Origin of the sequence: Cupriavidus sp. NPDC089707 (assembly GCF_044748965.1) — a bacterium.
Taxonomy (GTDB): domain Bacteria; phylum Pseudomonadota; class Gammaproteobacteria; order Burkholderiales; family Burkholderiaceae; genus Cupriavidus.
The window spans coordinates 252,824-274,865 of record NZ_JBIVHB010000002.1; the positions used below are offsets into that span (position 1 = coordinate 252,824).

The window sequence follows — 22,042 nt, forward strand, 5'->3', positions numbered from 1 at the left end:
TAAGGCCTGACGCTTAGCCCCGGAACGGAACGCGCCCCATGTGGTTCACTCGCCTGTCCATCCGCAACCCCGTGCTGGCCACCATGATGATGATGGCCTTCATCGTGGTCGGGCTGTTCTCTTACCAGCGCCTGCCGGTCGACCAGTTTCCCGACATCACCTTCCCGGTGGTGGTGGTGCAGACCGAATACCCGGGCGCCGCGCCGGAATCGGTTGAATCCGACGTCACGCGCAAGGTCGAGGAGATTGTCAACACCATCTCCGGCATCGACGAGATCTTTTCGCACTCCTACCAGGGCACCTCGGTCGTCGTCATCAAGTTCGACCTCAGCGTCGATGTCGGCCAGGCCGCGCAGGACGTGCGCGACAAGATCGCGCTGATCCGGCCCCAGTTCCGCGACGAGGTCAAGGACCCGCGCGTGCTGCGCTACGACCCGTCCGACGCGCCGATCTTCTACCTGTCGGTGTCCAACGCGCCCGGCGCCAACCGCAGCCAGCGCGAGCTGACCACCATCGCCGACCAGATCGTGCGCAAGCGGCTGGAGACGGTGCGCGGCGTGGGCGCGATCAATATCGTCGGCGGCACCAAGCGCGAGGTCGAGATCCGCATCCGCCCCGCGCAGCTGGAGGCGCTGGGCATCGGCGTCGACCAGGTGATGAACGCGATCCGCAACGAGAACCAGGAGTTGCCCGCGGGCGAGCTGCGGTCCTCGTCCACTGAGACCGTGGTGCAGATCAAGGGCCGCGTGCCTACGCCCGATGCCTTCCGCAAGATCATCGTGGCGCGCCGCGCCGGCCAGCCGGTCACGCTGGGCGAGATCGCCGACGTGCGCGACGGCCAGGAAGAACAGGAAAGCCTGGCGTTGCTCGACGGCAAGCGGGCCCTCTTCCTGTCGGTGGTGAAGGCACAGGGCCAGAACACCGTCGATACCGTCGACGGCCTGGTGCGCATGACCGACGAGATCCGCAAGCTCGTGCCCGCCGGCGTGCAGCTCAACGTGGTCAACGACACCGCGCGCGGCATCCGCAGCAGCGTGAAGGAGGTGCGGTCCACGCTGCTGGAAGGCGCGTTCCTGACCGTGGCGATCGTGTTCCTGTTCCTCGGCTCGTGGCGCAGCACCGTCATCACCGGCCTGACGCTGCCGATCGCGCTGATCGGCACCTTCGGCGTGATGTACATGTGCGGCTTTACGCTCAACGTGATCACGCTGATGGCGCTGTCGCTGTGCGTGGGCCTGCTGATCGACGATGCCATCGTGGTGCGCGAGAACATCGTGCGGCACAACCTGATGGGCAAGGACCACCGCAGCGCGGCACTGGACGGCACCAACGAGATCGGGCTGGCGGTGCTGGCCACCACCTTCTCGATCGTGGCGGTGTTCCTGCCGGTGGGCTTCATGGGCGGGATCATCGGGCGCTTCTTCCACCAGTTCGGCATTACGGTGGTGGCGGCGGTGCTGATCTCGATGTTTGTCTCGTTCACGCTGGATCCGATGCTGTCGTCGGTCTGGCACGATCCCGACCTTCACGGGACTGGCAACAAGAAGAGTTGGTATGGCCGCACCATCGGCCGGATGCTGGACTGGTTCTCGGCCCGCATGGACCGCCTCGGCAACGGCTATGCCGCGATGCTGGGCTGGGCGCTGAAGCACCGGCTGGCGACTGCGATCATCGCGGCGGTGACCTTTTTCGGCAGCTTTGCGCTGGTGCCGCTGATCGGCACGGAGTTCGTGCCCAATGCCGACCTGGGTGAAACGCAGGTCGGATTCACCACGCCGGTAGGCACGTCGATCGAAGTCACCGAGGCCAAGGTGCGGCAGGTGGAAGCCGCGCTGAAGTCCTTCCCGGAAGTCGCCTACACCTACGCCACCATCAACTCGGGCAACGCCTCGGGCCGCAACAACGCGCTGGTCTCGGTGCGGCTGACCGAGCGGCGCGCGCGCAAGCTCTCGACCGCGCAGCTCAACCCGCTGATCCGCGAGCGGCTGGCCGGCATCGCCGGCATCACGTTGAACATGGTCGGCATGCCAGACGGCGCCGGCGGCCAGAAGGCGATCCAGGTTTCGATCCAGGGCGACGACCTCAACGAACTGCGCCGGCTGTCGCAGGAAGCCAGCAAGCGCATGCGGGCGATCCCCGGCCTGGCCGACCTGGATTCGAGCATGAAGGACGACCGTCCCACCATCGAGATCCGCATCCGCCGCGAGCTGGCCTCGGACCTGGGCGTGGGCGTGGCGCAGATCGGCAACGCGCTGCGCCCGCTGCTGGCGGGCGACGCCATCAGCTCCTGGCGCGCGCCCGATGACGAGAACTACGACGTGCGCGTGCGCCTGCCCAGGGATGCGCGCACCGGCATGGCCGACCTGAGCGCGCTGATGATCGCCAGCAGCCAGACCAACGCCGACGGCTCGCCGAAAATGGTGCCGCTGCGCCAGATCGCCGAGCTGGTGCCGACCACCGGCGCCAACCAGATCAGCCGGCGCGACCTGAACCGCGAGGTCGAGCTGACCGCCAACGTCGCCGGGCGCTCCGCCGGCGAAGTGGCGCGCGACGTCAAGGCCACGCTGGACGGCATGAACTGGCCGGCGGGGTACAAGTACCGATTCGGGGGCTCGACCAAGTCGATGAACGAATCCTTCGGCTATGCGGTGTCGGCGCTGGCCCTGGCCGTAATCTTCATCTACATGATCCTGGCCTCGCAGTTCGCCAGCTTCTTCCAGCCGATCGCCATCATGACCTCGCTGCCGCTGACGCTGGTCGGCGTGTTCGCGGCGCTGTTGCTGTTCCGCTCGACGCTGAACATGTTCTCGATCATCGGTTTCATTATGCTGATGGGGCTGGTGACCAAGAATGCGATCCTGCTGGTCGACTTCGCCAACCAGGCCCGGCAGGGCCATGTCGATGGAACGGACGGCGGCGACGGCCGCCAGCCGCTGTCGCGCGAGGCCGCATTGGTCGAAGCCGCCCGAGTGCGCCTGCGCCCGATCCTGATGACCACGCTGGCGATGATCTTCGGCATGGTGCCGCTGGCCTTCAGCCTCGGCGAAGGCGCCGAGCAGCGCGCGCCGATGGGCCAGACGGTGATCGGCGGGATCATTACCTCGTCGATCCTGACGCTGGTGGTGGTGCCTGTGACCTATACGTATCTTGATGATTTCGGCGCGTGGTTGCGCCGGCTGTGGCAAGGCAAGGCGGCCGCGCCCTCCCCGGCCGCCGCGACCCACGTCGCGGCCGCCGCCCCCCGCCCGGCCGCACCGGAATTGCCGCGGCCCACGGAGGCCAGCGCGGAATGAACCCGACGGCGCCCGCAAGGTTAAAATAAGAGGTTAGACAAGACTGTCCGGCCGTGGGCACCGCGCGGCCGGCGCACAGAACGACAGCGGTTGGCCTTGGTACTTGGTAAGGAATGGCAAGATGGATCTCGAAAAAGCCCGATTCAACATGATCGAACAGCAAATCCGCCCGTGGGACGTGCTGGACCAGGAAATCCTGGACCTGCTGGCGGTGGTCAAGCGGGAGCAGTTCGTCCCGGCCGCGTACGCCTCGCTGGCGTTCGTCGACATGGAGATTCCGCTGCCCGCCGGGCAGAACATGCTGCCGCCGCGGGTCGAAGCCCGCATCCTGCAGGACCTGGCCGTGCGCAAGCATGAGAACGTGCTGGAAATCGGCGCCGGCTCCGGCTACATGGCCGCCCTGCTGGCCAACCGCGCGCGCCACGTGCTGACCGTGGACATCGTTCCCGAGCTGGTCGAACTGGCCCGCACCAACCTGGCTAACGCTGGCGTCACCAACGTCGACGTCGCCGAAGGCAATGCCGCCGACGGCTGGGCCGCCGCGGCGCCGTACGACGTGATCTGCATTTCGGGCTCGCTGCCGGCGCTGCCGCAGTCGATCCTGTCGCAGGTCAAGGTGGGCGGCCGCATCGCCGCCATCGTGGGCGAACTGCCGGTGATGGAAGCGCGCCTGATCACGCGCGTGTCCGAGACCGAATACCAGGTCGTCAACCTGTTCGAGACCGCGGTCAAGCCCCTGCAGGGCGCGGCCCGTCCGTCGCAGTTCCAGTTCTGAGGACCGTTCCATCATGCAGGTGATCAAGCCGACCGAACTGGCCCAGTGGCTGGCCGATGCCAGCCGCGCCAAGCCGGTCCTGCTGGATGTGCGCGAAGGCTGGGAGGTGCAGACCTGCGCCATGCCCGGCATCACCCATATCCCGATGCGCGACATCCCGGCGCGCGCCGCCGAACTGGACGAAGACGCAGACATCGTCTGCATCTGCCACCACGGCATGCGCAGCATGCAGGTGGCCGCGTTCCTCGAGCGCCAGGGCTACGCCAAGGTCTACAACCTGACCGGCGGCGTCGACGCCTGGGCCAGCGAGGTGGACCCGGCAATGCCGAAGTACTGAAGCGAACCACGGCCGGCCCGCGCGGGCCGGCCGCTTTCGCTCGCACCGCAAGCAGCATTCCGAAGAAGAAACGACCGTAGGCCGTGGCCCCGCGCCCGCCAACCTGGAGGTGTCATGAAGTTTGCGCCCAACGCCCTGCCCGGAGCGATCCGGACACGCCTGGCGATCGCGGCTACCCTGCTCGCCCCACTGCTTGCCATGCTGCCCGCGGCACCGGCAGGCGCGGCCGACCTGCTGCAGGTCTATCGCGATGCGCAATCCAATGACGCGCAGTTCGCCAGCGCCCGCTCGCAGTTGCTCGCCACGCGCGAGAAGCTGCCGCAGGGCCGCGCCGGGCTGCTGCCGCAGATCGTGGGCACCGCCGGCGCCAACCGCACCAAGCTCGACCAGACCGCCTCGCTGCCGATCGGCGGCTCGCCCAGCGCATCGGGCACGCGTTTCTTCAACAACAACAACTGGCAGTTGCAGCTGAGCCAGCCGCTGTTCCGCTGGGACCGCTGGGAAACCTACAAGCAGGGCGAGCTGGCCGCGATGGCCGGCGAAGTCACCTTCCAGCAGGCCGAGCTGGACCTGATCACGCGCAGCGCGCAGGCTTACTTTGACGTGCTCGCCGCGCAGGACAACCTGTACCTGGCGCGCGCGCAGAAAAAGGCGATCGGCGAGCAGCTGGAACAGGCCAAGCGCAACTTCGAGGTCGGCACCGCCACCATCGTCGATGCCAACGACGCCCAGGCGCGCTACGACCTGGCCACCTCGACCGAGATCGCCGCGCAGAGCGACCTGGAGATCAAGCGCGCCACGCTGCAGCAGATCACCGGCAAGCCGGTCGACGAACTGATGGGCCTGCGCTCCGAGGCACCCATCCCCGGACCGCAGCCGCCCGACGTCAACGCCTGGGCCGCGCAGGCCGAGACCAGCAACCTCCAGGTCAACCTGGCCGGCTACAACCTGGAAACCGCGCAGCGCGAGACCAACAAGGCCAAGGCCGGGCACTTGCCGTCGGTAGACCTGGTGGCGTCGTATGGCTTCAACAACCAGACTGGCAGCGCCACGCAGGCGATCTCGACGCACTACAACGCGTCGCAGATCGGCGTGCAGCTGACCATGCCGATTTTCTCCGGGGGCCAGATCCAGTCGCGCGTGCGCGAGACCATTGCGCTGGCCGACAAGGCCGCCAGCGACCTGGAATTCGCGCGCCGCACGGCCGCGCAGACCGCGCGGCAGACCTACTCCGGCGTATCCAACGGGCTGGCGCAGGTCAAGGCGCTGGAAGCCGCAGAGCGTTCGGCGCAGAGCGCGGTGGAATCGAACCAGCTGGGTTATGAGGTCGGTGTGCGCATCAATATCGATGTACTGAATGCCGAGGCGCAGCTGTTCTCCACCCGGCGCGACCTGGCCAAGGCGCGCTATGACACGATCATGAACGGCTTGCGGCTGAAGGCTTCCACCGGCGTGCTGCAGGAAGCGGATGTGGTGCAGATCAATACGCTGCTGACTTCGGTGCCGGGGTCGATGTACAAGCTGCCGGTGCCGGGGCAGGCGGGCGGCAAGCTGTCAGCCAATCCGCAGGCCGAGCGGCGCGCGCCGCGGCGCGAGGCAAACCCGGGTGGTACGCCGCGTTCGTGAGCGGGCTGGTTAATACATAAGGGCCGCAATACGCGGCCCTTGTTGCATGACGATGGCGCAATGCGATGGTTTTCTCCCCTCTCCCATTTATGGGAGAGGGGCGGGGGAGAGGGCCGGAGTCTCCACGAAGTGATACGTCGCCATGCTTGACACACGCCGGCCCTCTCCCCCGGCCCCTCTCCCGCAAGCGGGAGAGAAAACCGGCAGACTTCGCTGACGACGGGTGCAAATGCGCTGGTTCTCTCCCCTCTCCCATTTATGGGAGAGGGGCGGGGGAGAGGGCCGGAGTTCCCACGAAGTGATACGTCACCATGCCTGGCATATGCCGGCCCTCTCCCCCCTGCCCCTCTCCCGCAAGCGGGAGAGGGGAGCAAACCTGCCGCACCGCAAAGCGCATTGCTATTGCTATTGCTATTGCTATTGCGATTGCGATTGCGATTGCGATTGCGATTGCGATTGCGATTGCGATTGCGATTGCGATTGCGATTGCGATTGCGATTGCGATTGCTATTGCTATTGCTATTGCGCCCTCGTCCGCGACTCCACCTTCAACAACTGCCATCGGATCGACGATGCATCCGCCGGCGGGTTCGGCACCTGGTATTCGCGCACGCGCAGCTTGTACGAAATCCCCTGCTCGAAGTCCAGCCCTTCGATCGGCCCATACCAGAGCTGCCACGGCGCATCCGGCGACTCGCGCCAGCGGTAGCACATCATCTTGCCGACGCCCGAACACTCCACGCGCTGCGAATCGATATAGACGATCTTCTCCACGCCGCCCGCCTCAGCACTCGCGCCACGCTTGCCCACGCCTTCGCGCTCGGCAAACTGCAGCAGGTCGCCGCTGGCGGTCTTCCAGATAACCTGCCGTCCGGTGCTGCCCGCCGACGGCTGCGTGCCGACGGTGGTAAACGATGCCTGCATCGCCTTGAGCAGCGCCGACTCCAGTTCCATGCGCGGCGGCGGACAGGCCATGCGCGTGCCGGCGACGCGGTCGAAGCGCACGCCGGTGTCAGTCTTGCCGTAGCTGCCGGTAAAGCGGTTGCAGCCGCTGGTGCCGCTGACCGTGCCCTGCGCGGCATCGATGCCATCGCTGAACTCGAAGATGATGGGCTGGCCGCTATCTCCATGCGCGCCATGCGGGATGTCGCGCAGCGTGCCATCGGCCTGCTGCCAGCGCACCAGTTCCCAGCGGCTGGGACCGGACGGCTGCGTCTGGTTGAGGTTGGCGCCGGCGCTGGGCAGGCCGGGGGCTGGTGCAGTGGCGCAGGCGGCAAGTGTGGCGGCGGCGGTGGCCAGCGCAATGGCCGCGCTGCGCAGGCCGATGTTCCGGCCCATGTTCCGGCATACGCCGCGAAGGGATGTCTGCATTTCGGTAAGCTCCTGTGACTTGGGCGGGAACGCCGCTGGCAAACGATTGACGATCGCACGGCAGCGTCCGCGCTTCATGCTGGCTTAGAGCCTGGCGGATCCATGCAAGTTTCAGCATTGCCGGCTGCACAATGCTGCCGTCTAGTGTAACGTGCGCCCCATGTCTCGCCGCGGCCGGATGCCGGCTGGCCTTTCGTGTCCCCGAGTGCCTCAGAACACTTGGATCGCTCAGATCGCCTTGCCCACCACCACGCACCCCTCGCCTCCCGGCCGCAACATCTGCTTCCTGACGGGCACGCTGAACGCCATGGCCGGCGCCGAACGCATGACGGCGACGGTCGCCAATGCGCTAGCCGCGCTCGGCCACAACGTGACCATTCTGAGCCTGTGGGACAAGGCCAGCCAGTTCGCGCTCGATCCGCGCATCCGGCATGAAGCGCTGTTTGCGCAGCGGCCTTCGTTCAAGCGGGCTTACCTGGCCACCGTGGCCGGCATCCGCCGCCATTGCCGCGCGCACAGGACCGAAGTGCTGGTGCAGGTCGACACCATGCTCGCCCTGTTCGTGCTGCCCGCCACCGCTGGCCTGGGCCTGCACCATATCGCCTGGGAGCATTGCCACTTCGACGAGGACCTCGGCAGGCCGGCGCGCAAACTGGCGCGGCGGCTTGCGGCACGCTTCTGCCGCCAGGTCGTGGTGTTGACGGAACGGGACCGCCAGCGCTGGCGCGAAGCGCTGCAGCCGCGCAGCGATATCGTCTGCCTGCCAAACCCCCTGCCATTCCCGATGCCGTCCGAACCTGCGCCGCGCACGCAGAACACGGTGCTCGCCATGGGCCGGCTGGTTGCGGCCAAGGGGTTCGATGTGCTGCTGCATGCCTGGCAGCAGGTCGCCGCGCAGGCGCCGGAATGGCAATTGCTGATTCACGGCGAGGGCGAGGAGCGCCCGGCCCTGTCCGCGCTGATCGTTGAATTAGGCTTGCAGGACCGCGTCAGCATGCCGGGCATCTGCCACGATCCGGAGCAAGCGTACGGGCGCGCGTCGGTGTTCTGCCTGAGCTCGCGATACGAAGGCTTCGGGTTGGTGTTGATCGAAGCCATGGCGTTTGGCCTGCCCATTGTCTCAACGGATTGCGAGACCGGCCCGCGCGAACTGCTGACGCCCGGGCAAGATGCGCTGGTGGTCGCGACAGGCAGTGCGGATGCACTGGCGCACGCGCTGCTGACCGTGATCCGCGAGCCGGCAACCGCCACCCGGCTTGCCGACGCCGGACGCCGCAAGGCAGCCGGCTTTGCGCTAGAGCGGATCGCGCTGCAGTGGGATGCGCTGGTCAGGACGCCGCCGGCTCCGGCGGCACGCTGACCTGGCCGCTTAGTGTTCCAGTGCTGGCGCCAGCGCCGCCAGCGTGCGCACGGTCGCACCGCGATGCAGCCCGGCAAAGGTCTGCGCATGCGCACGCATATCCGCCAGCCGCGCCCGGTCCGCCAGCACGCTGCCGGCGGTGCGCACCAGTTCATCCGCATTGTCCACGCGCACGCACGCGCCCGCGGCGATAGCGTCTTCAGTCGCCTGCGCAAAGTTGAAGGTATGCGGGCCGATCAGCACCGGCGTGCCGACGGCGCACGCCTCGATCAGGTTCTGGCCGCCCAGCGGCAACAGACTGCCGCCGATAAAGGCGAGGTCCGATGCGGCGAAGTACATCGCCATCTCGCCCATCGAATCACCCAGCAGGATGTCCGCGTCCACCGGCGCCGTCTCGGCATCAAGATCCAGCGCACTGCGGCGAGCCACCGAGAACCCTGCGCGCGCCGCCATCGCCGCCACTTCATCGAAGCGCTGCGGATGGCGCGGAATCAGCAGCAACGCCGGGCGCGGCACGTCGCCGGCCAGCGCCTGCCAGCGCGAGAAGGCATCGAGCAGCAGCGGCTCCTCGCCTTCGCGGGTACTGGCGGCGGCCAGCACCCGGCGGCCATTGAAGGCCTTGCGCAGCCGCTCGCCCAGCGCCACGCCCGCGGGCGCCGGCTGCATGTCGAACTTGAGGTTGCCCGTGATCTGCACCCCCGACACGCCCAGCGCGCGGAAGCGCTCTGCATCGCCAGCCGTCTGTGCCAGCACACCGGCAAAGTCCCGATACATCGACGCCGCTGCACGACCGAAGCGCGCCGTGCGCCGGAAGCTGCGGGGCGACAAGCGCGCATTGACCAGGTACAACGGCACGCCCGCCTTGCGCGCGCCGTGCACCACATTGGGCCACACCTCGGTCTCCATCAGAATCCCCGCCTCGGGCCGGAAATACCGCAAGAACCGCCGCACCAGCCATGGCAGGTCGTACGGCAGGTAGCACTGCACGATACGCGGCTCGTTGCCGAACAGCTGCGCCCCGGTCTGGCGCCCGGTCGGCGTCATGTGCGTCAGCAGCAGGCGGTGGCGCGGATAGGCGCGGAGCAAAGACTCGATCAGCGGCTGCGCGGCACGGGTCTCGCCCACGGACACGGCGTGGACCCACAGCCATGGCCCCTGGTTAGGCAAGCTGCCATACACGCCCAGCCGCTCGCCGACATGGTGCAGGTAGCCGGGCTCCTTGCGCGCGCGCCATGCCAGCCGCAACAGCGCCAGCGGCAGCACCGCCACCCACAGCAGGCTATAGATCAGGCGCAGCATCAGGCAGCCACCCCGCGCACGCGGCGGGCGGCCTCATAAACTTCATCGACCGATGGCACCACGCCGTCGTCGCCCACGTTGGCGATGCGGTCGGACCAATACCCTTCCGTCTTCCAGCGCCACGTGGCGGTATAGATTTCCACCGTCGGCCGGCACAGCGCCGCGGCGATATGGACCAGACCCGTATCGACCCCGATCACCACTTCGGCACGGTTGATCAGGCCAAAGCCCTGCATCACCGAGAACTTCGGCAGCACGCGGGCCTGCGGCACGCCCGCGGCGATCTCCTCGGCGGCCTGGCGCTCCTTGTCGTTGCCCCACGGCAGCAGCATCGCCAACCCTTCAGCGGCCAGTCGGTTGCCCAGCGCGTGCCAGTTCTGCACCGCCCACTTCTTGCGCGCCCCAGCAGTCGCGTGGAAGCAGACGGCATAGCGCGCGGGGAGGTCGGCCCACAACGGATCTTCGACATGCAGCGACTGCGCCGCCGGACCGAAGAACTGCGGCGGCTCCGCCGGCGCGACCCCGGTCAGCGCCGCACCCAGCAAGCGCGAGCGCTGCACCGAATGGGTCTGCCGCGGCACCTGCACCGCATCGGTGTACAGCAGGCGCGCCGCCGGCTCATAGCCCGAGCCCTGCGTCGCATTGCCCAGCCCGATGATCGGCGCACCCGGCGCGCGTGTCGCCACGCGCGCCACTACCGCGGTCTTGAGCAGGCCCTGGCTTTCGATCACGGCGTCGTAGCGCTCCTGGCGCAAGGCGTCGCGCACCGCGCCGATCTCCTGCCAGGTCGCGCCCTGCAGGATGCGCTTGCGCCAGCGCCGCAGCGCGAACGGGATCACCTGCCGCACCTCCGGCAGCAGGCGCACCAGCTCCACATAGCCCTCTTCCACTACCCAGTCGATCTCGGCACCGGGCCAGCGCGCGCGCAGGTCGTGCACCAGCGGCATGTTGTGCACCACATCACCGAGCGACGACACCTTGACCAGCAGGATGCGAGGCCGATCCGGCAGCGTGAACGGCACGGCGGCCGGCATGGGCTGCGCCATGCCGGCCGCGCCGACGGCATCGGGCGAAGGTGGCGGTGCCGGCGGCACCGCCGTGCGCTCAGAACGGGAGTTGAGCATCCGGTTTCTCGGCCAGGATCACACGCTTGAACTCGGCCTGGATGCGCGCCAGCGCGGCGTCGTTGTCCGCCTCGAAGCGCATCACCACCACCGGCGTGGTGTTCGACGGACGCGCCAGGCCAAAGCCATCGGCGTATTCCACGCGCACGCCATCGATCTTGTTGACCTCGCGCGCGCCCTCGAACTTCGCGTTCGCCTTGATCTTGTCCAGCAGCGCAAAAGGCTCGCCTTCCGCGCACTTGAGCTGCAGCTCCGGCGTGTTGTTGGCGTTCGGCAGCGCGTTCAGCACCGCGCTGGGGTCGGCGTGGCGCGACAGGATCTCCAGCAGGCGGGCGCCGGTGTACAGGCCGTCGTCAAAGCCATACCAACGGTCCTTGAAGAACACGTGGCCGCTCATCTCGCCGGCAATCGGCGCGCCCGTTTCCTTCAGCTTGGCCTTCACCAGCGAATGGCCGGTCTTCCACATCAGCGGCTCGCCACCATGCTCGCGGATCCACGGGGCCAGCTTGCCGGTGCACTTCACGTCGTAGATCACCTGCGCGCCCGGATTGCGCGACAGGATCTCCTCGGCGAACAGCATCAGCTGGCGGTCCGGGAAGATCACCTGCCCGTCCTTGGTCACCACGCCCAGCCGGTCGCCGTCGCCGTCGAAAGCCAGGCCCAGTTCGCAATCGGTCTCGCGCAGGGTCTTCATCAGGTCCTGCAGGTTCTCGATATGCGCCGGATCGGGGTGGTGGTTGGGGAAATTGCCGTCGACATCGCAGAACAGCTCGGTCACCTCGCAGCCCAGGCCACGGAACAGGTCGCCGACGAAGGCGCCGGCCACGCCATTACCGGCGTCGAGCGCGATCTTCATGGGGCGGGCGAGCTTGACGTCGCTGGTGATGCGGTCGAGGTACTTCTGGCGCACATCGACTTTCTGGTAGGTGCCTGCACCGCTGGTGAAGTCACCCGCCTCAATGCGCTGGCGCAGGCCCTGGATCTGCTCGCCATAGATGGCCTGGCCGGCGAGGACCATCTTGAAGCCGTTGTAGTCGGGTGGGTTGTGGCTGCCGGTGACCATGATGCCGGAGGTGGCACGGACGCCATTGAGCTCGATGTTGGTACCGAAGTAGACCATGGGGGTGGCGACCATGCCGAGGTCGATCACGTCGAGGCCGGCGGAGCGCAGCCCCTCAACCAGGCCGTCGATCAGGTCAGGCCCCGAAAGCCGCCCGTCGCGGCCGACCACAATGGAGTTCTCACCCAGCTCCACAGCCGCTGAGCCGAACGACAGACCAATCTGGCGTGCGACCTCGCGCGTGAGCGTTTTGCCCACGATGCCGCGGATGTCATAGGCTTTGAAGATGGACGGATCAATTTGCATGTGGCTTCCTGTCAGTCTTGTCGGGCACGCCGCACACCGCAAGGGTACGCCGGCGATACCGGATAGGGCTCTTGGAAAGAACCAAAGGGGGGTATTTTGCCGGATTGCGCGGCTGGCGGGCGGTATAATCGCGGCAATATACCGGACAGGCGCAATTTTCAGCGTCTGTCCTACACCTGAGGCTACACATTGCCGTCCACCCGGCCGCGTCTTGCGCCGTCCGGACATATCGGCCACGGAAGCGATCGCCCGACCATCCTGAACTTGCCATAAGTCACCGGCATATTCAGGTCCTGTGGCGGTTGCAGCCTGGCAAATTTCGTAAGCAAACTTGACCACCGCCGCACAGCCCTCGCCGCGCCTGCGCATCGCCTATCTGATCACCAATTCGGAGATCGGCGGGGCGCAGTCGCATGTTGCCGACCTGGTGCAGGCGGCACCGGCCGATGCCGACATCTTGCTGCTGGCTGGCGGCGATGGACCGCTGCTGGACATCGCCAGGCGCGCCGGCGCGCAAGTCATCCGGCTGGCGCGGCTGGACAACGCTCTGTCACCCTTGCGCGCGGTGGGGGCATTGCGGGAACTGCTGCAAGCCCTGAAGCAGGCGCGGCCGGACCTGATCCATGCGCACAGCGCCAAGGCCGGCGCGCTGGGGCGAATCGCGGGGGCGCTCCTTGGCCTTCCGGTGGTCTACACCGTGCACGGTTTTGCCTTCAAGCCACAGGCTCCCACGCGCCAGCGACTGGCAGCACGCGTTGCGGAATGGCTGCTCGCGCCACTGACCAGCCGGCTGATCTGCGTGGCCGAAGCCGAACAGCGGCTGGCGCAGGCTCTTCCGATCCCTGCCCGCCGTATCGCCGTCATTCCCAACGGGATCGCCGACACCGCAGTTCGCGCCTCGCCTGCCGACCCGATGCGCCGCATCGTCATGGTCGCCCGCTTCGCGGCGCCCAAACGGCCCGACACCCTGATCCGCGCCTTCGCACACGCGAATCTCCCCGACTGCGAGCTGGTGCTGGCCGGGGACGGACCACAACGGGCTGCGATGGAGGCACTCGCCGCACAACTCGCGCCGGGACGCGTGACCTTTCCGGGCAATGTCGCCGACATCGCGGGCTTGCTGGCCTCGGCACAGGTGTTCGTGCTGGCTTCGGACCACGAAGGCTTTCCGTTGTCGGTGCTCGAAGCGATGCGGGCCGGGCTGCCGGTGATCGCGTCGGACCTGCCCGGCATCCGGGAGCAGATCCAGGATCCACGGCATGGCCTGCTGGTCGCCGGCAACGACGCCAGTTTATTTTCCGCTGCGCTGGTGCGCATTGCGGGCGACGGCGCATTGCGGGCCGAACTCGGCATCGCCGCGCGCCGCAGGTGGGAACAGTGCTATGGCTTGGACCGCATGACCGAGGCAACGTGGCAAGTCTATCGCGATGCCTTGCCCAGACTCCCCGCCACCGCGCGGGTGCCGACATGATGAACGCCAAGACCGACAACCTGCGCCGCCACGCCTTGCGTGGCCGCATCGGCGGTTCCGAAACCATGCGCCGGGTCAGCCGGATGCTCGCCTGGGCAGTGCTCGGGCTATCGCTGTTCGCGCTCAGCGCGGTCTTTGCCGAAGCCGCGCACCGCGCCGGCCTGGTCACCTACGTTTTCACGCGCACGCTGCTGTGGTCGATAGCGCCGTACCTGGCGGCGTTCATGCTGCTCCACCGCTCGCTGCACCTGCCGGCGATGGAGGGCAACAGCCTGGTCGGGCTGGCCGTGACACTGCCCTTTGCCGGCTTGCTGTTCGGCTTCGCGGCCTTCCATATCGAATATTCGCGTGGGGCCCTGCTGCTCTCGTATCTCATTACGCTTGGCTGGATCTGGGCGGGTTATCGCCGCTACGTGCATAACTATGTGCCGTTGTTCGGATACACCGATCCACATACCCTGGCCCAGCTCGAAGGCATCCTCGCCATGCCTGGCGCCGCGCCGGCGGCGCGCATGCGGTTTGAACCGGTCGGGTCGCTGGAGGATGCCAGGCATTTTGATGGGCTGATGGTGGATCGGAGTGCGACTGGGGATCCTGAACGTACCCGGCTGCTCGCGCATTACAAGATGAGCCATGTGCGGATGTATTCGGTCGAGCGGGTTGGGGAAATGCTGACTGGGCGGGTGGGGTTGGCGCATATCGATGAGAACTTCCTCGATGACTACGCCGCCCATTACCTCTATGGTTATCTCAAGCGAGCAGTCGACATCCTTGCCGTGCTTTGCCTGGCACCAATTGTCCTACCCCTCGGCCTGGCCGTGGCATTGGCGATCCGGATGGAAACGCCAGGCGGCGCCATCTTCCGCCAGTCACGCGTGGGCCTGTTCGGCAAGCCGTTTGTCATGCTTAAGTTCCGCAGCATGGGCGTCGACAAAAACGCCCCGGCGCAGTTCGCCGCGCGGCGCGATCCGCGTGTCACCCGCGTGGGCCGATTCATCCGCAAATACCGGCTCGACGAAATTCCACAACTGTGGAACGTCCTGGCCGGCCAAATGAGTTTCATTGGGCCCCGGCCGGAGCAAGTGCCGATGGTCGAGCAGTTCTCGGAAACGATTGCTTACTATCCCTACCGTCACCTGGTTCGTCCTGGGCTATCCGGCTGGGCGCAGGTACAACAGGGATACGCCGGTAGTCATGAAGAAACGGTAACCAAGCTGAGCTACGACCTGTACTACGTCAAGCACTGCTCGCTGGCACTGGATATGCTGATTGCGGTGAAGACGATGCGCACGCTGTTGACCGGGTACGGGGCCCGCTGATGGCAAAGGCAGGCAGTCCTGATGCGCAACGGCCATTGCGCATCATGCTGATCACCACTGGGCTCAAGCTAGGTGGGGCCGAGCAGCAAATCGCCGCGCTTGCCGGAAGCTTCGTAGCCCTTGGCAACGACGTTGCCATCCTGAATTTAACGACAGGCACGGAAGTCGACCTGCCACCAGGCGTTCCCGTGACAGAGCTCGGCATGCGCAAAACGCCGGCAGCGGTGCTCGCTGCGCTGCGCAAGGCGCGACACATTATTCACCAGTGGCAACCGGACGTGATCCACGCCCACATGATCCACGGCAACCTATTCGCACGGACGCTGGCACGGACCGGCCCAATGCCACCAGTTATCTGTTCCGCACATAGCGCGCGCGAAGGGGGCAGGCTGCGCGCGCTCGCCTATCGCGCGACTGACCGTTGGTGCGACCTTACCACCCATGTCAGCGAAGCAGGCAGGCTGGCCATGATTGCGAGCGGAGCCGTGCCAAGCGGCCGCGTGATCGTGATGCCGAACGGCATCGATACCAATCGCTTCCGGCAGGACGATGCCTCTCGTGAGCGCATGCGCCGGGATCTAGGCCTCAATGCCGGGGAAGTGCTGGTGCTGAATGTCGGCCGGCTTGTGCCGGAGAAGGATCAGGCTATGCTGATCGAGGCTTTCCACGAGGTGTATCGCAGGATTCCGGGGGCCAGGCTAGTGATCGCCGGCGACGGACCGCTGCGCGCCAAACTCGCAATCCAGATCGCGGAGTATGGGTTGAATCAAGCAGTGCTGCTGGCCGGTGCAAGGAAAGACATCCCTGAGCTATTGCGCGCAGCTGATGTATTTGTCTTGTCATCGCGCATCGAGGGCATGCCGCTGGCCGTCGGCGAAGCCCTGGCCAGCGGCTTGCCGGTAGTTTCGACCGCAGCGGCCGGCGTGGCCGAACTTGCGGGCGATGTCGCTACGATCACGCCCGTCGGCAACGCCCCTGCGCTGGCCAGTGCTCTTGCGACCGCTATCGAGCAGTTGCCCTGCACCCAAGCTGAACAGTGGCGGCGCCGACAGCAAGTGATCAGCCGCTTCGACATATCCGCCGTCGCAGGCCAATGGCTGGCGCAATACCAACAGCTGATGGAAGCCCACTGATGCGCAGCAGAGTTGCCGGCAACGTGCTTTGGATGCTCACGGACCGCGGGCTTCAAGTCGCGGTCGGGATCGCCGTGGTCGGCATGCTGGCGCGCGCGCTTGGTACCGAGGGCTTCGCGCATTTCCAGTATGCGCAGTCGCTGGTGTTTATCGCGGCGTCCATTCCATTGATCTGCTCGGCCGAAGTCGTCGTGCCGCGGCTCGTCGCCCGGCCGGCCCCAGAAGCCACGCACGCGCTGCTCGCCCATGCCTTTGCGATCCGCCTGACCGCAGGCATTGCCGGCTATGCACTGATGTGCGCCTACCTGGCATTCACACAACAGTCGGCAGACACGTGGATTCCCGCAGCCATCCTCGGCACAGCCATCATGCTGCGCGAACCGTTCGGCGTGGTCATCGCGTGGATGCAGGCGCGTACGCATAACCGGCCGAACGTAGTCTTCAACCTCATTGCACTGGCTGCGAAGGCCGGGCTGATCGGCGCACTGTTCTTTACCGGCGTCAACCTAGTGCCTGCGTATGCGACAGCATTTGCCATCGAACCGCTGATTGCCGCTGCGCTGCTAGCCTGGTACTACCTGTCACGCGCGCCGGGTACCGTACCAACCCGCGACGCGTCGCTGACCCGAGACCTGGTACGCGATGGGACGCTGTTCTGGGTGAGCTTCATGCTGATGGTGTGCGCTCGCCGCGCCGACCAGTTAATTCTCAAGCCGCTTGTGCCGCTAGCCGAGTTGGGGGCATATGCAGCGACGATGCAAGTGCTGGACAATTTTACGACTGTCGCTACGATCTTGGCGGCCGGGGTTGCGCCGATGTATGTGTTCGGTCAGCAATCGGTGGGGGCGGCACGACGGAATGTGCTGCGCGTAACCGGCGGCATGATCGCAATCGGGCTTGGCGGGGCAATTATCCTGGTACTTTGTGCTGAATGGGTGGTTCAGTTGCTGTACGGGCAGGAGTTCAGCGAGACGGTCGTGCTGTTGCGGCTGGCAGCGCTGGCGTCGACGCTGATCTTTGCGGATGTTGGATTGAGTTTATTGCCGGTGTATCTGCGCAAGCCGCGGTGGGTAGCAGTAAAGTGGGCGCTGGTCCTCGCAACAACGGTAGTTGTCGACTTGGTTGCTGTACCGCGCCTGGGCACACGCGGGGCCGTGCTGGGTTATGCCATGGCTAATGCCGTCGCATTGATCTTTGGGTTAGCTTTGGTGCTTCGCACGCGCCCTGCCACTGCTATCGCGTCGGCATAAGCCAATCCGGAACCGCTTCTTGCCTGGCGAGGCGCGCACCACATTGTCGTCGCCTCTGGGGATTCTTAGAGTTATCTCATTCTCCCGGCTCGTCTTGCCGCGTAGTGTTGCCGCTGGTGCTGAACACACCTCTCACAGCGACTCAACCACACTCGACAGTCGTGGTTACGTTGCGTCCATAGCTTTCACTTGGGCCGGGTAGCGCGCATTGATACAAGACCCGGAAGGGGAAGAATGCGGGCCGTCTGTGAGCGGTGTTCAAGTACCCGGCCGCCCTCTGAACAGGGGCGAATTGACATCTCACAGGAGTTGGCTATGACGAACGGATCTGATCGCACGCACGTGCGTACTCTCACCACTGGGCGTACCTATTTTCCAGTATTACCTGCCCGTAGTAATGGCTTTAGCGGGCTGCGGGCTGTACCTTGGATTCGTTTGAAGGGGGTTTGGTTGGAAGAGGCTGGCTTTGCAGTTGGGCAATCGGTAAAGGTTGAGGTTCGGCGGGGGCAAGTTGTTATTTGGCTGGGATAGCGTGAAGAGTATAGACGAGCGGATGGCCTCGCTTGGGCACTTGCACTGTGCCAAATTCCGAACGCGGTAGACCGCCTTGGGCTCGCTTTGCTGTCGTCTTTCCCTGCATCGTCTTGGCAAAAGACCAAGACTCTACGCAAGGTAACAGAGCTGCTGCCCAAATCGTTGCGCGTAAACGTGAGGCGCAGCCCTGGATTTGTACACCAACGCCGATCCAAAGACCCAATTTGGCAGCGCAATCTAGTCAGCAATCAGTAGGCAGGTGGAGGATCTGCGCTAGGCTGATTTGGCTACCGCAATCGGATCCTTAGATGCAACCGATCCGAAAGTTTCATCCGAAAGGAAAACTCCTTCCGAGTGGAGAGTTGCACCGGAGCGAATCGTCGATACGTCTGGTGGGGAGAAAGGGACAAACTCGCCATACTTTCGTAGCACGAAATCGAACGACAGTTTCATATCATAGGAGCAAAGCTGCTCCAATTCGGCGAATGGCTTCCAATGCGTCTCGTAAATAGCCTTGATCAGGCTTGGCGTCGGATTCCATTTGTGGCTGAGCGGTGCATGATCGTTCCGCGAATCCCATGTGTAGCGCCAGTCTGGTACGACAATACCGATACCACCTCCTGGCTTGAGCAGATACAGCCAATGGATAATGGTGTCGATAGGATCTTCTAAGTGTTCCAGCATGTGCAGGGAAACAATCAGATCAAGTGAACCTGCCCTGAATGGTAAATCCGTGGGATTGGCGAGGAAGGCGGTTTTGTTGAGCGCCTGGTGTTCGCCGCAGCGCGCACCAAAGGTTGCCTCTCGCATGATGTCGACTGGCATCAGATATGGCGAAACGGTCCTGGCTCCGCAACCGACATTCAGGCCATTCAGTTTCCTGAGCGGATAGCCAGGCGGCGCTGCGCGCATCACGGCCTCCTCTTCACTCCGAGTGAGGCGGCCAACCTCATCACCAAGATAGAGCACCACCGTCTTCGATTTGAGCGAGAAATACTCGCGCTCAGCGATGGAGAGTCGAGAAAGCAACTTAACGTTGTGGGGAGATGCAATGTCACCTTGCATCTGCAAACGGATCCGCTCAATCTCCGCGTCAGAAAGCAAAGACTCAGACTTCCGGCTCTCAGTTTTCATCTTCCTCCGCGTCCTAGTTATATGTCGCGAAATGGGAAAACTTCCCTTCAACCTCCGTTCAACTTCCGTTCAACTTCCGTTCAACTTCCGTTCAACTCCGTTCAACTTCCGTTTAGACTTGCGGCAGGGTAGCCCGCGATCTCCTCGTCTGCACTCGCCTCCTGCGTGAATCCAGCCGCTGATCGGAAGACATGCTCCAGACATCACCTCCATTGTCCGGCAACTCGGAGCTAGAATGCCCAAAAAATCTAACGCTGACTGGGGCAAGCAAGGTATAGCAGCATCCAAACACTAGTGAATGCAGAGTCAGGATGGTATCAAGCATGTCGCAGGTCGCGTCGGATGACTTTAAGTCATCTCAAGCACGATGACATCCCCCGAATGCAGTAGATTCTGCATTGATGACGAAGCATGGACGTCCCGCATAGAAGCATACCCCTCGGAAAAAGGGATACCTAATCACGCCAGAAGCAAGCTATCCTAATTCACTCAGCAATAGCACTCCTTGTCCCCAAGACCATAACCCCAACTGACCCAACTCATTGGTTCAGTAATCGAGTCATAGTACACAACCAAGTCTTACAGTTGACAGGCCGGCCCGAACGACAGGCGCAAATTTATTCTTTGCTTTGGGTCGCATTGAAACCCCGCTTTCCACGGACTATGATGCGTCGTCCTACGCGAAGGCAGCGCCAAGCATTGCGCATTAGCAACAAGTGAACCGCAGTAACTCCCAGGAACGCAAGAAACAATACCTGCTCCGAGACACCTTGCTTCCAGCCGTAGACTCCGACAAACCCTAGCAGCGCGTTGCTTACGAGAATCGTCCAGACAATTGCATCCGGACTTAGCCCCAGGCGCAATAGCACATGATGCAAGTGAGTCCGGTCGGCCGCCAAGGGATTGCGGCGCTTCATTGCACGTCGAATCACAACAACCAGCAGGTCAATCAACACGAAGCCGAGTACCCAGAGCATCACAACCGGCGGCACATGTCGACCATTGTTGAATGGCTCCTGCGATAATTCCACCGCGAACCATACGATGCCGTATCCGAGCATCAGACTGCCGGCGTCACCGAGAAAGACCCGCATGCGTCCTCGGAAAGGATTACGCATGTTGAAGAGCAGAAAGCCCAGAATTGCGCCGCAGAAAATTACACATACGCGCTGAGCCGCCATGTTTCCTAGCTCTCCGGCAAGATAGCTGTACCAGCCGAATACGATGAACGACAGGCCACCCGCCAAACCGTCCAGACCATCACTCATATTCATCGCATTGATAACTGAAACTACGGCAAATAGTGTGAGTGGGATGGCCCAGTTCGCTAGCTCAATTTCACGCCTGCCAAAAATATCGCCTAACGAAGTTAAATAAACCCCGCCCCATGATGTCATCAGTATGGCAGCAAACAGTTGTGCCGCGAGCTTAGCCACTGGCGACATGCCTTGCAGGTCATCAATCAGCCCGACGAAGGCAAGCAAGGTTAACCCGCCAAGCAAGGCAACGTAGTATCCTTGGTTACGCATGAAAAGCAGGCAACCGGCCCACACTGCAAGCGTGACTGCTATTCCCCCAACAAGCGGTACGACGCCGTGGTGACGCTTTCGGTTGTCCGGGCGGTCCAGCAAGCCACCAACCATTGCCACTGGGCGCAAGAGCAGAATGCCCAGTGCCGACACGAGAAAGGCAAAGGCTGGAACCCAGAAAAAATTAAACATGGATGCTCGCGTTCAGTAATACATTGCCGACTGCATCTATCAAGTCTTCGTATCAATAAACTGCCAATAAGCTCGCGACGTAAGAAGCCGCGATAGACTTGCCAAGTGCCACTTCAGGTAGCGCAGTTTGCGATGACTATCACGTCTCGCCTCATGCCGCGCGCTTACCTCATTTACCCAGGAAACCGTTCTACCACCGAGCCACGTTCTCAGGCATATATCAACATCTTCACAGTACATATAATAATGACTGTCAAATCCACCTAGCTGGCGAAATACATCGCTGTCAAAAACAAGGAACATACCAGCCAGCCAATCAACGAGGACCGTGTCATCACCATAATAATCTGAGCGATTAGGATGGCCTATCATCCGCCTGCCTAATCGCTTGAACAAGCGACTCACACTCGGTACCCTGCGTGCGCTGTCCTCAATCAATCCAGATTCACCAACTACGCGGGGTGCAGCGATCCCCGGCATCATCTTCAAGCAGTCCAATAACACATGAAATGGATTGCCAATCAATCTTATATCGGGATTTAAAATACAATAAAAAGGTGTATCACAGTAAGCGAATGCAGCATTGTGATTCTCACCGAATCCCTTTGGAGTCCGATTCAGAATATAAGTCATATCCAAACCTGGCACTACCAATTTCTCACTTCTCCGAGTAAGCAGATTTTCCGTCACAACAACACGCAAAGGTATGCTCTGTGCCGCCACGGCCAACTGTTCTAGCAACGGCTTCATAAGCTCGGTTTGGTCGTGACTTACTATGGATACCGTAAGCACGAATGCCTTCCTATCTGCGTCCATTCCATCTTAATGACGATCCAACTCATTCTCGCAACGAGGATCCACGATCCAGCGTAAAGCGATAACGATTTTGGCTCTCTATAGAATCCAATACGTGAACGATGAACTGTATA

General features: G+C 63.6%; 17 protein-coding genes. 10 read left to right on the forward strand and 7 right to left on the reverse strand.

The window, feature by feature from the left end:
- Positions 1-38 precede the first annotated feature (38 nt).
- The 4 genes from ACIP1U_RS04530 to ACIP1U_RS04545 all read left to right on the forward strand — a co-directional run bounded on the left by ACIP1U_RS04530 (position 39) and on the right by ACIP1U_RS04545 (position 6,031).
- Entirely contained in the window at positions 39-3,293 is a 3,255-nt protein-coding gene (locus ACIP1U_RS04530; protein WP_400312269.1) for an efflux RND transporter permease subunit, read from the forward strand.
- A 121-nt stretch (positions 3,294-3,414) separates the two neighbouring features.
- The gene (locus ACIP1U_RS04535) at positions 3,415-4,068 is read left to right on the forward strand and encodes a protein-L-isoaspartate O-methyltransferase (protein ID WP_133092447.1); all 654 of its coding nucleotides are present in this window, start codon (positions 3,415-3,417) and stop codon (positions 4,066-4,068) included.
- A gap of 13 nt (positions 4,069-4,081) precedes the next feature.
- Positions 4,082-4,405 carry a rhodanese-like domain-containing protein gene (locus ACIP1U_RS04540; RefSeq protein WP_116317890.1) on the forward strand — a complete coding sequence of 108 codons (324 nt, stop codon included), beginning with the start codon at positions 4,082-4,084 and terminating at the stop codon, positions 4,403-4,405.
- 114 nt (positions 4,406-4,519) lie between these two features.
- Positions 4,520-6,031, forward strand: coding sequence for a TolC family outer membrane protein (locus ACIP1U_RS04545; protein WP_400312272.1), 1,512 nt, complete (start codon positions 4,520-4,522; stop codon positions 6,029-6,031).
- 519 nt (positions 6,032-6,550) lie between these two features.
- On the opposite strand, the gene ACIP1U_RS04550 is transcribed toward ACIP1U_RS04545, so the two are convergent.
- Positions 6,551-7,369: an META and DUF4377 domain-containing protein gene (locus ACIP1U_RS04550; protein ID WP_400312822.1), complete on the reverse strand. Its 819-nt coding sequence runs from the start codon at positions 7,367-7,369 to the stop codon at positions 6,551-6,553.
- Positions 7,370-7,709: 340 nt separating this feature from the next.
- Between ACIP1U_RS04550 and ACIP1U_RS04555 the strand changes: the two genes are divergently transcribed.
- Entirely contained in the window at positions 7,710-8,762 is a 1,053-nt protein-coding gene (locus ACIP1U_RS04555; protein ID WP_400312823.1) for a glycosyltransferase family 4 protein, read from the forward strand.
- A 9-nt stretch (positions 8,763-8,771) separates the two neighbouring features.
- Here ACIP1U_RS04555 and waaA read toward each other — a convergent pair whose 3' ends face one another.
- Genes waaA through ACIP1U_RS04570 form a run of 3 tightly spaced genes read right to left on the reverse strand, consistent with a single transcriptional unit; the run spans position 8,772 to position 12,551 of the window.
- On the reverse strand, positions 8,772-10,061 hold the full coding sequence (gene waaA, locus ACIP1U_RS04560) for a lipid IV(A) 3-deoxy-D-manno-octulosonic acid transferase (RefSeq protein WP_400312273.1): 1,290 nt from the start codon (positions 10,059-10,061) through the stop codon (positions 8,772-8,774).
- On the reverse strand, positions 10,061-11,185 hold the full coding sequence (waaC, locus tag ACIP1U_RS04565) for a lipopolysaccharide heptosyltransferase I (RefSeq protein WP_400312275.1): 1,125 nt from the start codon (positions 11,183-11,185) through the stop codon (positions 10,061-10,063). The genes waaA and waaC overlap by 1 nt, the downstream gene beginning before the upstream one ends.
- On the reverse strand, positions 11,166-12,551 hold the full coding sequence (locus ACIP1U_RS04570) for a phosphomannomutase/phosphoglucomutase (RefSeq protein WP_400312277.1): 1,386 nt from the start codon (positions 12,549-12,551) through the stop codon (positions 11,166-11,168). Before ACIP1U_RS04570 ends, waaC begins: the two co-directional genes overlap by 20 nt.
- A 331-nt stretch (positions 12,552-12,882) precedes the next feature.
- On the opposite strand from ACIP1U_RS04570, the gene ACIP1U_RS04575 reads away from it, so the two are divergent.
- The 5 genes from ACIP1U_RS04575 to ACIP1U_RS04595 all read left to right on the forward strand — a co-directional run bounded on the left by ACIP1U_RS04575 (position 12,883) and on the right by ACIP1U_RS04595 (position 18,255).
- Entirely contained in the window at positions 12,883-14,022 is a 1,140-nt protein-coding gene (locus ACIP1U_RS04575) for a glycosyltransferase family 4 protein (protein ID WP_400312279.1), read from the forward strand.
- A complete protein-coding gene (locus ACIP1U_RS04580; protein ID WP_400312825.1) occupies positions 14,022-15,341 on the forward strand; it encodes a sugar transferase in 1,320 nt (439 codons plus the stop codon). The genes ACIP1U_RS04575 and ACIP1U_RS04580 overlap by 1 nt, the downstream gene beginning before the upstream one ends.
- A gap of 44 nt (positions 15,342-15,385) precedes the next feature.
- On the forward strand, positions 15,386-16,474 hold the full coding sequence (locus ACIP1U_RS04585) for a glycosyltransferase (RefSeq protein ID WP_400312280.1): 1,089 nt from the start codon (positions 15,386-15,388) through the stop codon (positions 16,472-16,474).
- A complete protein-coding gene (locus tag ACIP1U_RS04590) occupies positions 16,474-17,724 on the forward strand; it encodes a lipopolysaccharide biosynthesis protein (protein ID WP_400312282.1) in 1,251 nt (416 codons plus the stop codon). Before ACIP1U_RS04585 ends, ACIP1U_RS04590 begins: the two co-directional genes overlap by 1 nt.
- A 315-nt stretch (positions 17,725-18,039) precedes the next feature.
- On the forward strand, positions 18,040-18,255 hold the full coding sequence (locus ACIP1U_RS04595) for a SymE family type I addiction module toxin (protein WP_400312283.1): 216 nt from the start codon (positions 18,040-18,042) through the stop codon (positions 18,253-18,255).
- Positions 18,256-18,531: 276 nt separating this feature from the next.
- On the opposite strand, the gene ACIP1U_RS04600 is transcribed toward ACIP1U_RS04595, so the two are convergent.
- The 3 genes from ACIP1U_RS04600 to ACIP1U_RS04610 all read right to left on the reverse strand — a co-directional run bounded on the left by ACIP1U_RS04600 (position 18,532) and on the right by ACIP1U_RS04610 (position 21,905).
- Complete coding sequence (locus tag ACIP1U_RS04600; RefSeq protein ID WP_400312285.1) at positions 18,532-19,392, reverse strand: methyltransferase domain-containing protein; 861 nt, start codon at positions 19,390-19,392, stop codon at positions 18,532-18,534.
- 617 nt (positions 19,393-20,009) lie between these two features.
- Positions 20,010-21,113 carry an MraY family glycosyltransferase gene (locus ACIP1U_RS04605; protein WP_400312287.1) on the reverse strand — a complete coding sequence of 368 codons (1,104 nt, stop codon included), beginning with the start codon at positions 21,111-21,113 and terminating at the stop codon, positions 20,010-20,012.
- A gap of 39 nt (positions 21,114-21,152) precedes the next feature.
- Positions 21,153-21,905: a glycosyltransferase family 2 protein gene (locus ACIP1U_RS04610; RefSeq protein ID WP_400312288.1), complete on the reverse strand. Its 753-nt coding sequence runs from the start codon at positions 21,903-21,905 to the stop codon at positions 21,153-21,155.
- Positions 21,906-22,042: the final 137 nt, after the last annotated feature.

What these genes read in the sequence shown, in the direction of transcription:
- ACIP1U_RS04530 (WP_400312269.1), top strand. Translation starts at nt 39, where the DNA reads ATGTGGTTCACTCGCCTGTCCATCCGCAACCCCGTGCTGGCCACCATG.
- ACIP1U_RS04535 (WP_133092447.1), top strand. Translation starts at nt 3,415, where the DNA reads ATGGATCTCGAAAAAGCCCGATTCAACATGATCGAACAGCAAATCCGC.
- ACIP1U_RS04540 (WP_116317890.1), top strand. Translation starts at nt 4,082, where the DNA reads ATGCAGGTGATCAAGCCGACCGAACTGGCCCAGTGGCTGGCCGATGCC.
- ACIP1U_RS04545 (WP_400312272.1), top strand. Translation starts at nt 4,520, where the DNA reads ATGAAGTTTGCGCCCAACGCCCTGCCCGGAGCGATCCGGACACGCCTG.
- ACIP1U_RS04550 (WP_400312822.1), bottom strand. Translation starts at nt 7,369, where the DNA reads ATGGGCCGGAACATCGGCCTGCGCAGCGCGGCCATTGCGCTGGCCACC.
- ACIP1U_RS04555 (WP_400312823.1), top strand. Translation starts at nt 7,710, where the DNA reads ATGGCCGGCGCCGAACGCATGACGGCGACGGTCGCCAATGCGCTAGCC.
- waaA (WP_400312273.1), bottom strand. Translation starts at nt 10,061, where the DNA reads ATGCTGCGCCTGATCTATAGCCTGCTGTGGGTGGCGGTGCTGCCGCTG.
- waaC (WP_400312275.1), bottom strand. Translation starts at nt 11,185, where the DNA reads ATGCTCAACTCCCGTTCTGAGCGCACGGCGGTGCCGCCGGCACCGCCA.
- ACIP1U_RS04570 (WP_400312277.1), bottom strand. Translation starts at nt 12,551, where the DNA reads ATGCAAATTGATCCGTCCATCTTCAAAGCCTATGACATCCGCGGCATC.
- ACIP1U_RS04580 (WP_400312825.1), top strand. Translation starts at nt 14,022, where the DNA reads ATGAACGCCAAGACCGACAACCTGCGCCGCCACGCCTTGCGTGGCCGC.
- ACIP1U_RS04585 (WP_400312280.1), top strand. Translation starts at nt 15,386, where the DNA reads ATGCTGATCACCACTGGGCTCAAGCTAGGTGGGGCCGAGCAGCAAATC.
- ACIP1U_RS04590 (WP_400312282.1), top strand. Translation starts at nt 16,474, where the DNA reads ATGCGCAGCAGAGTTGCCGGCAACGTGCTTTGGATGCTCACGGACCGC.
- ACIP1U_RS04595 (WP_400312283.1), top strand. Translation starts at nt 18,040, where the DNA reads ATGACGAACGGATCTGATCGCACGCACGTGCGTACTCTCACCACTGGG.
- ACIP1U_RS04600 (WP_400312285.1), bottom strand. Translation starts at nt 19,392, where the DNA reads ATGAAAACTGAGAGCCGGAAGTCTGAGTCTTTGCTTTCTGACGCGGAG.
- ACIP1U_RS04605 (WP_400312287.1), bottom strand. Translation starts at nt 21,113, where the DNA reads ATGTTTAATTTTTTCTGGGTTCCAGCCTTTGCCTTTCTCGTGTCGGCA.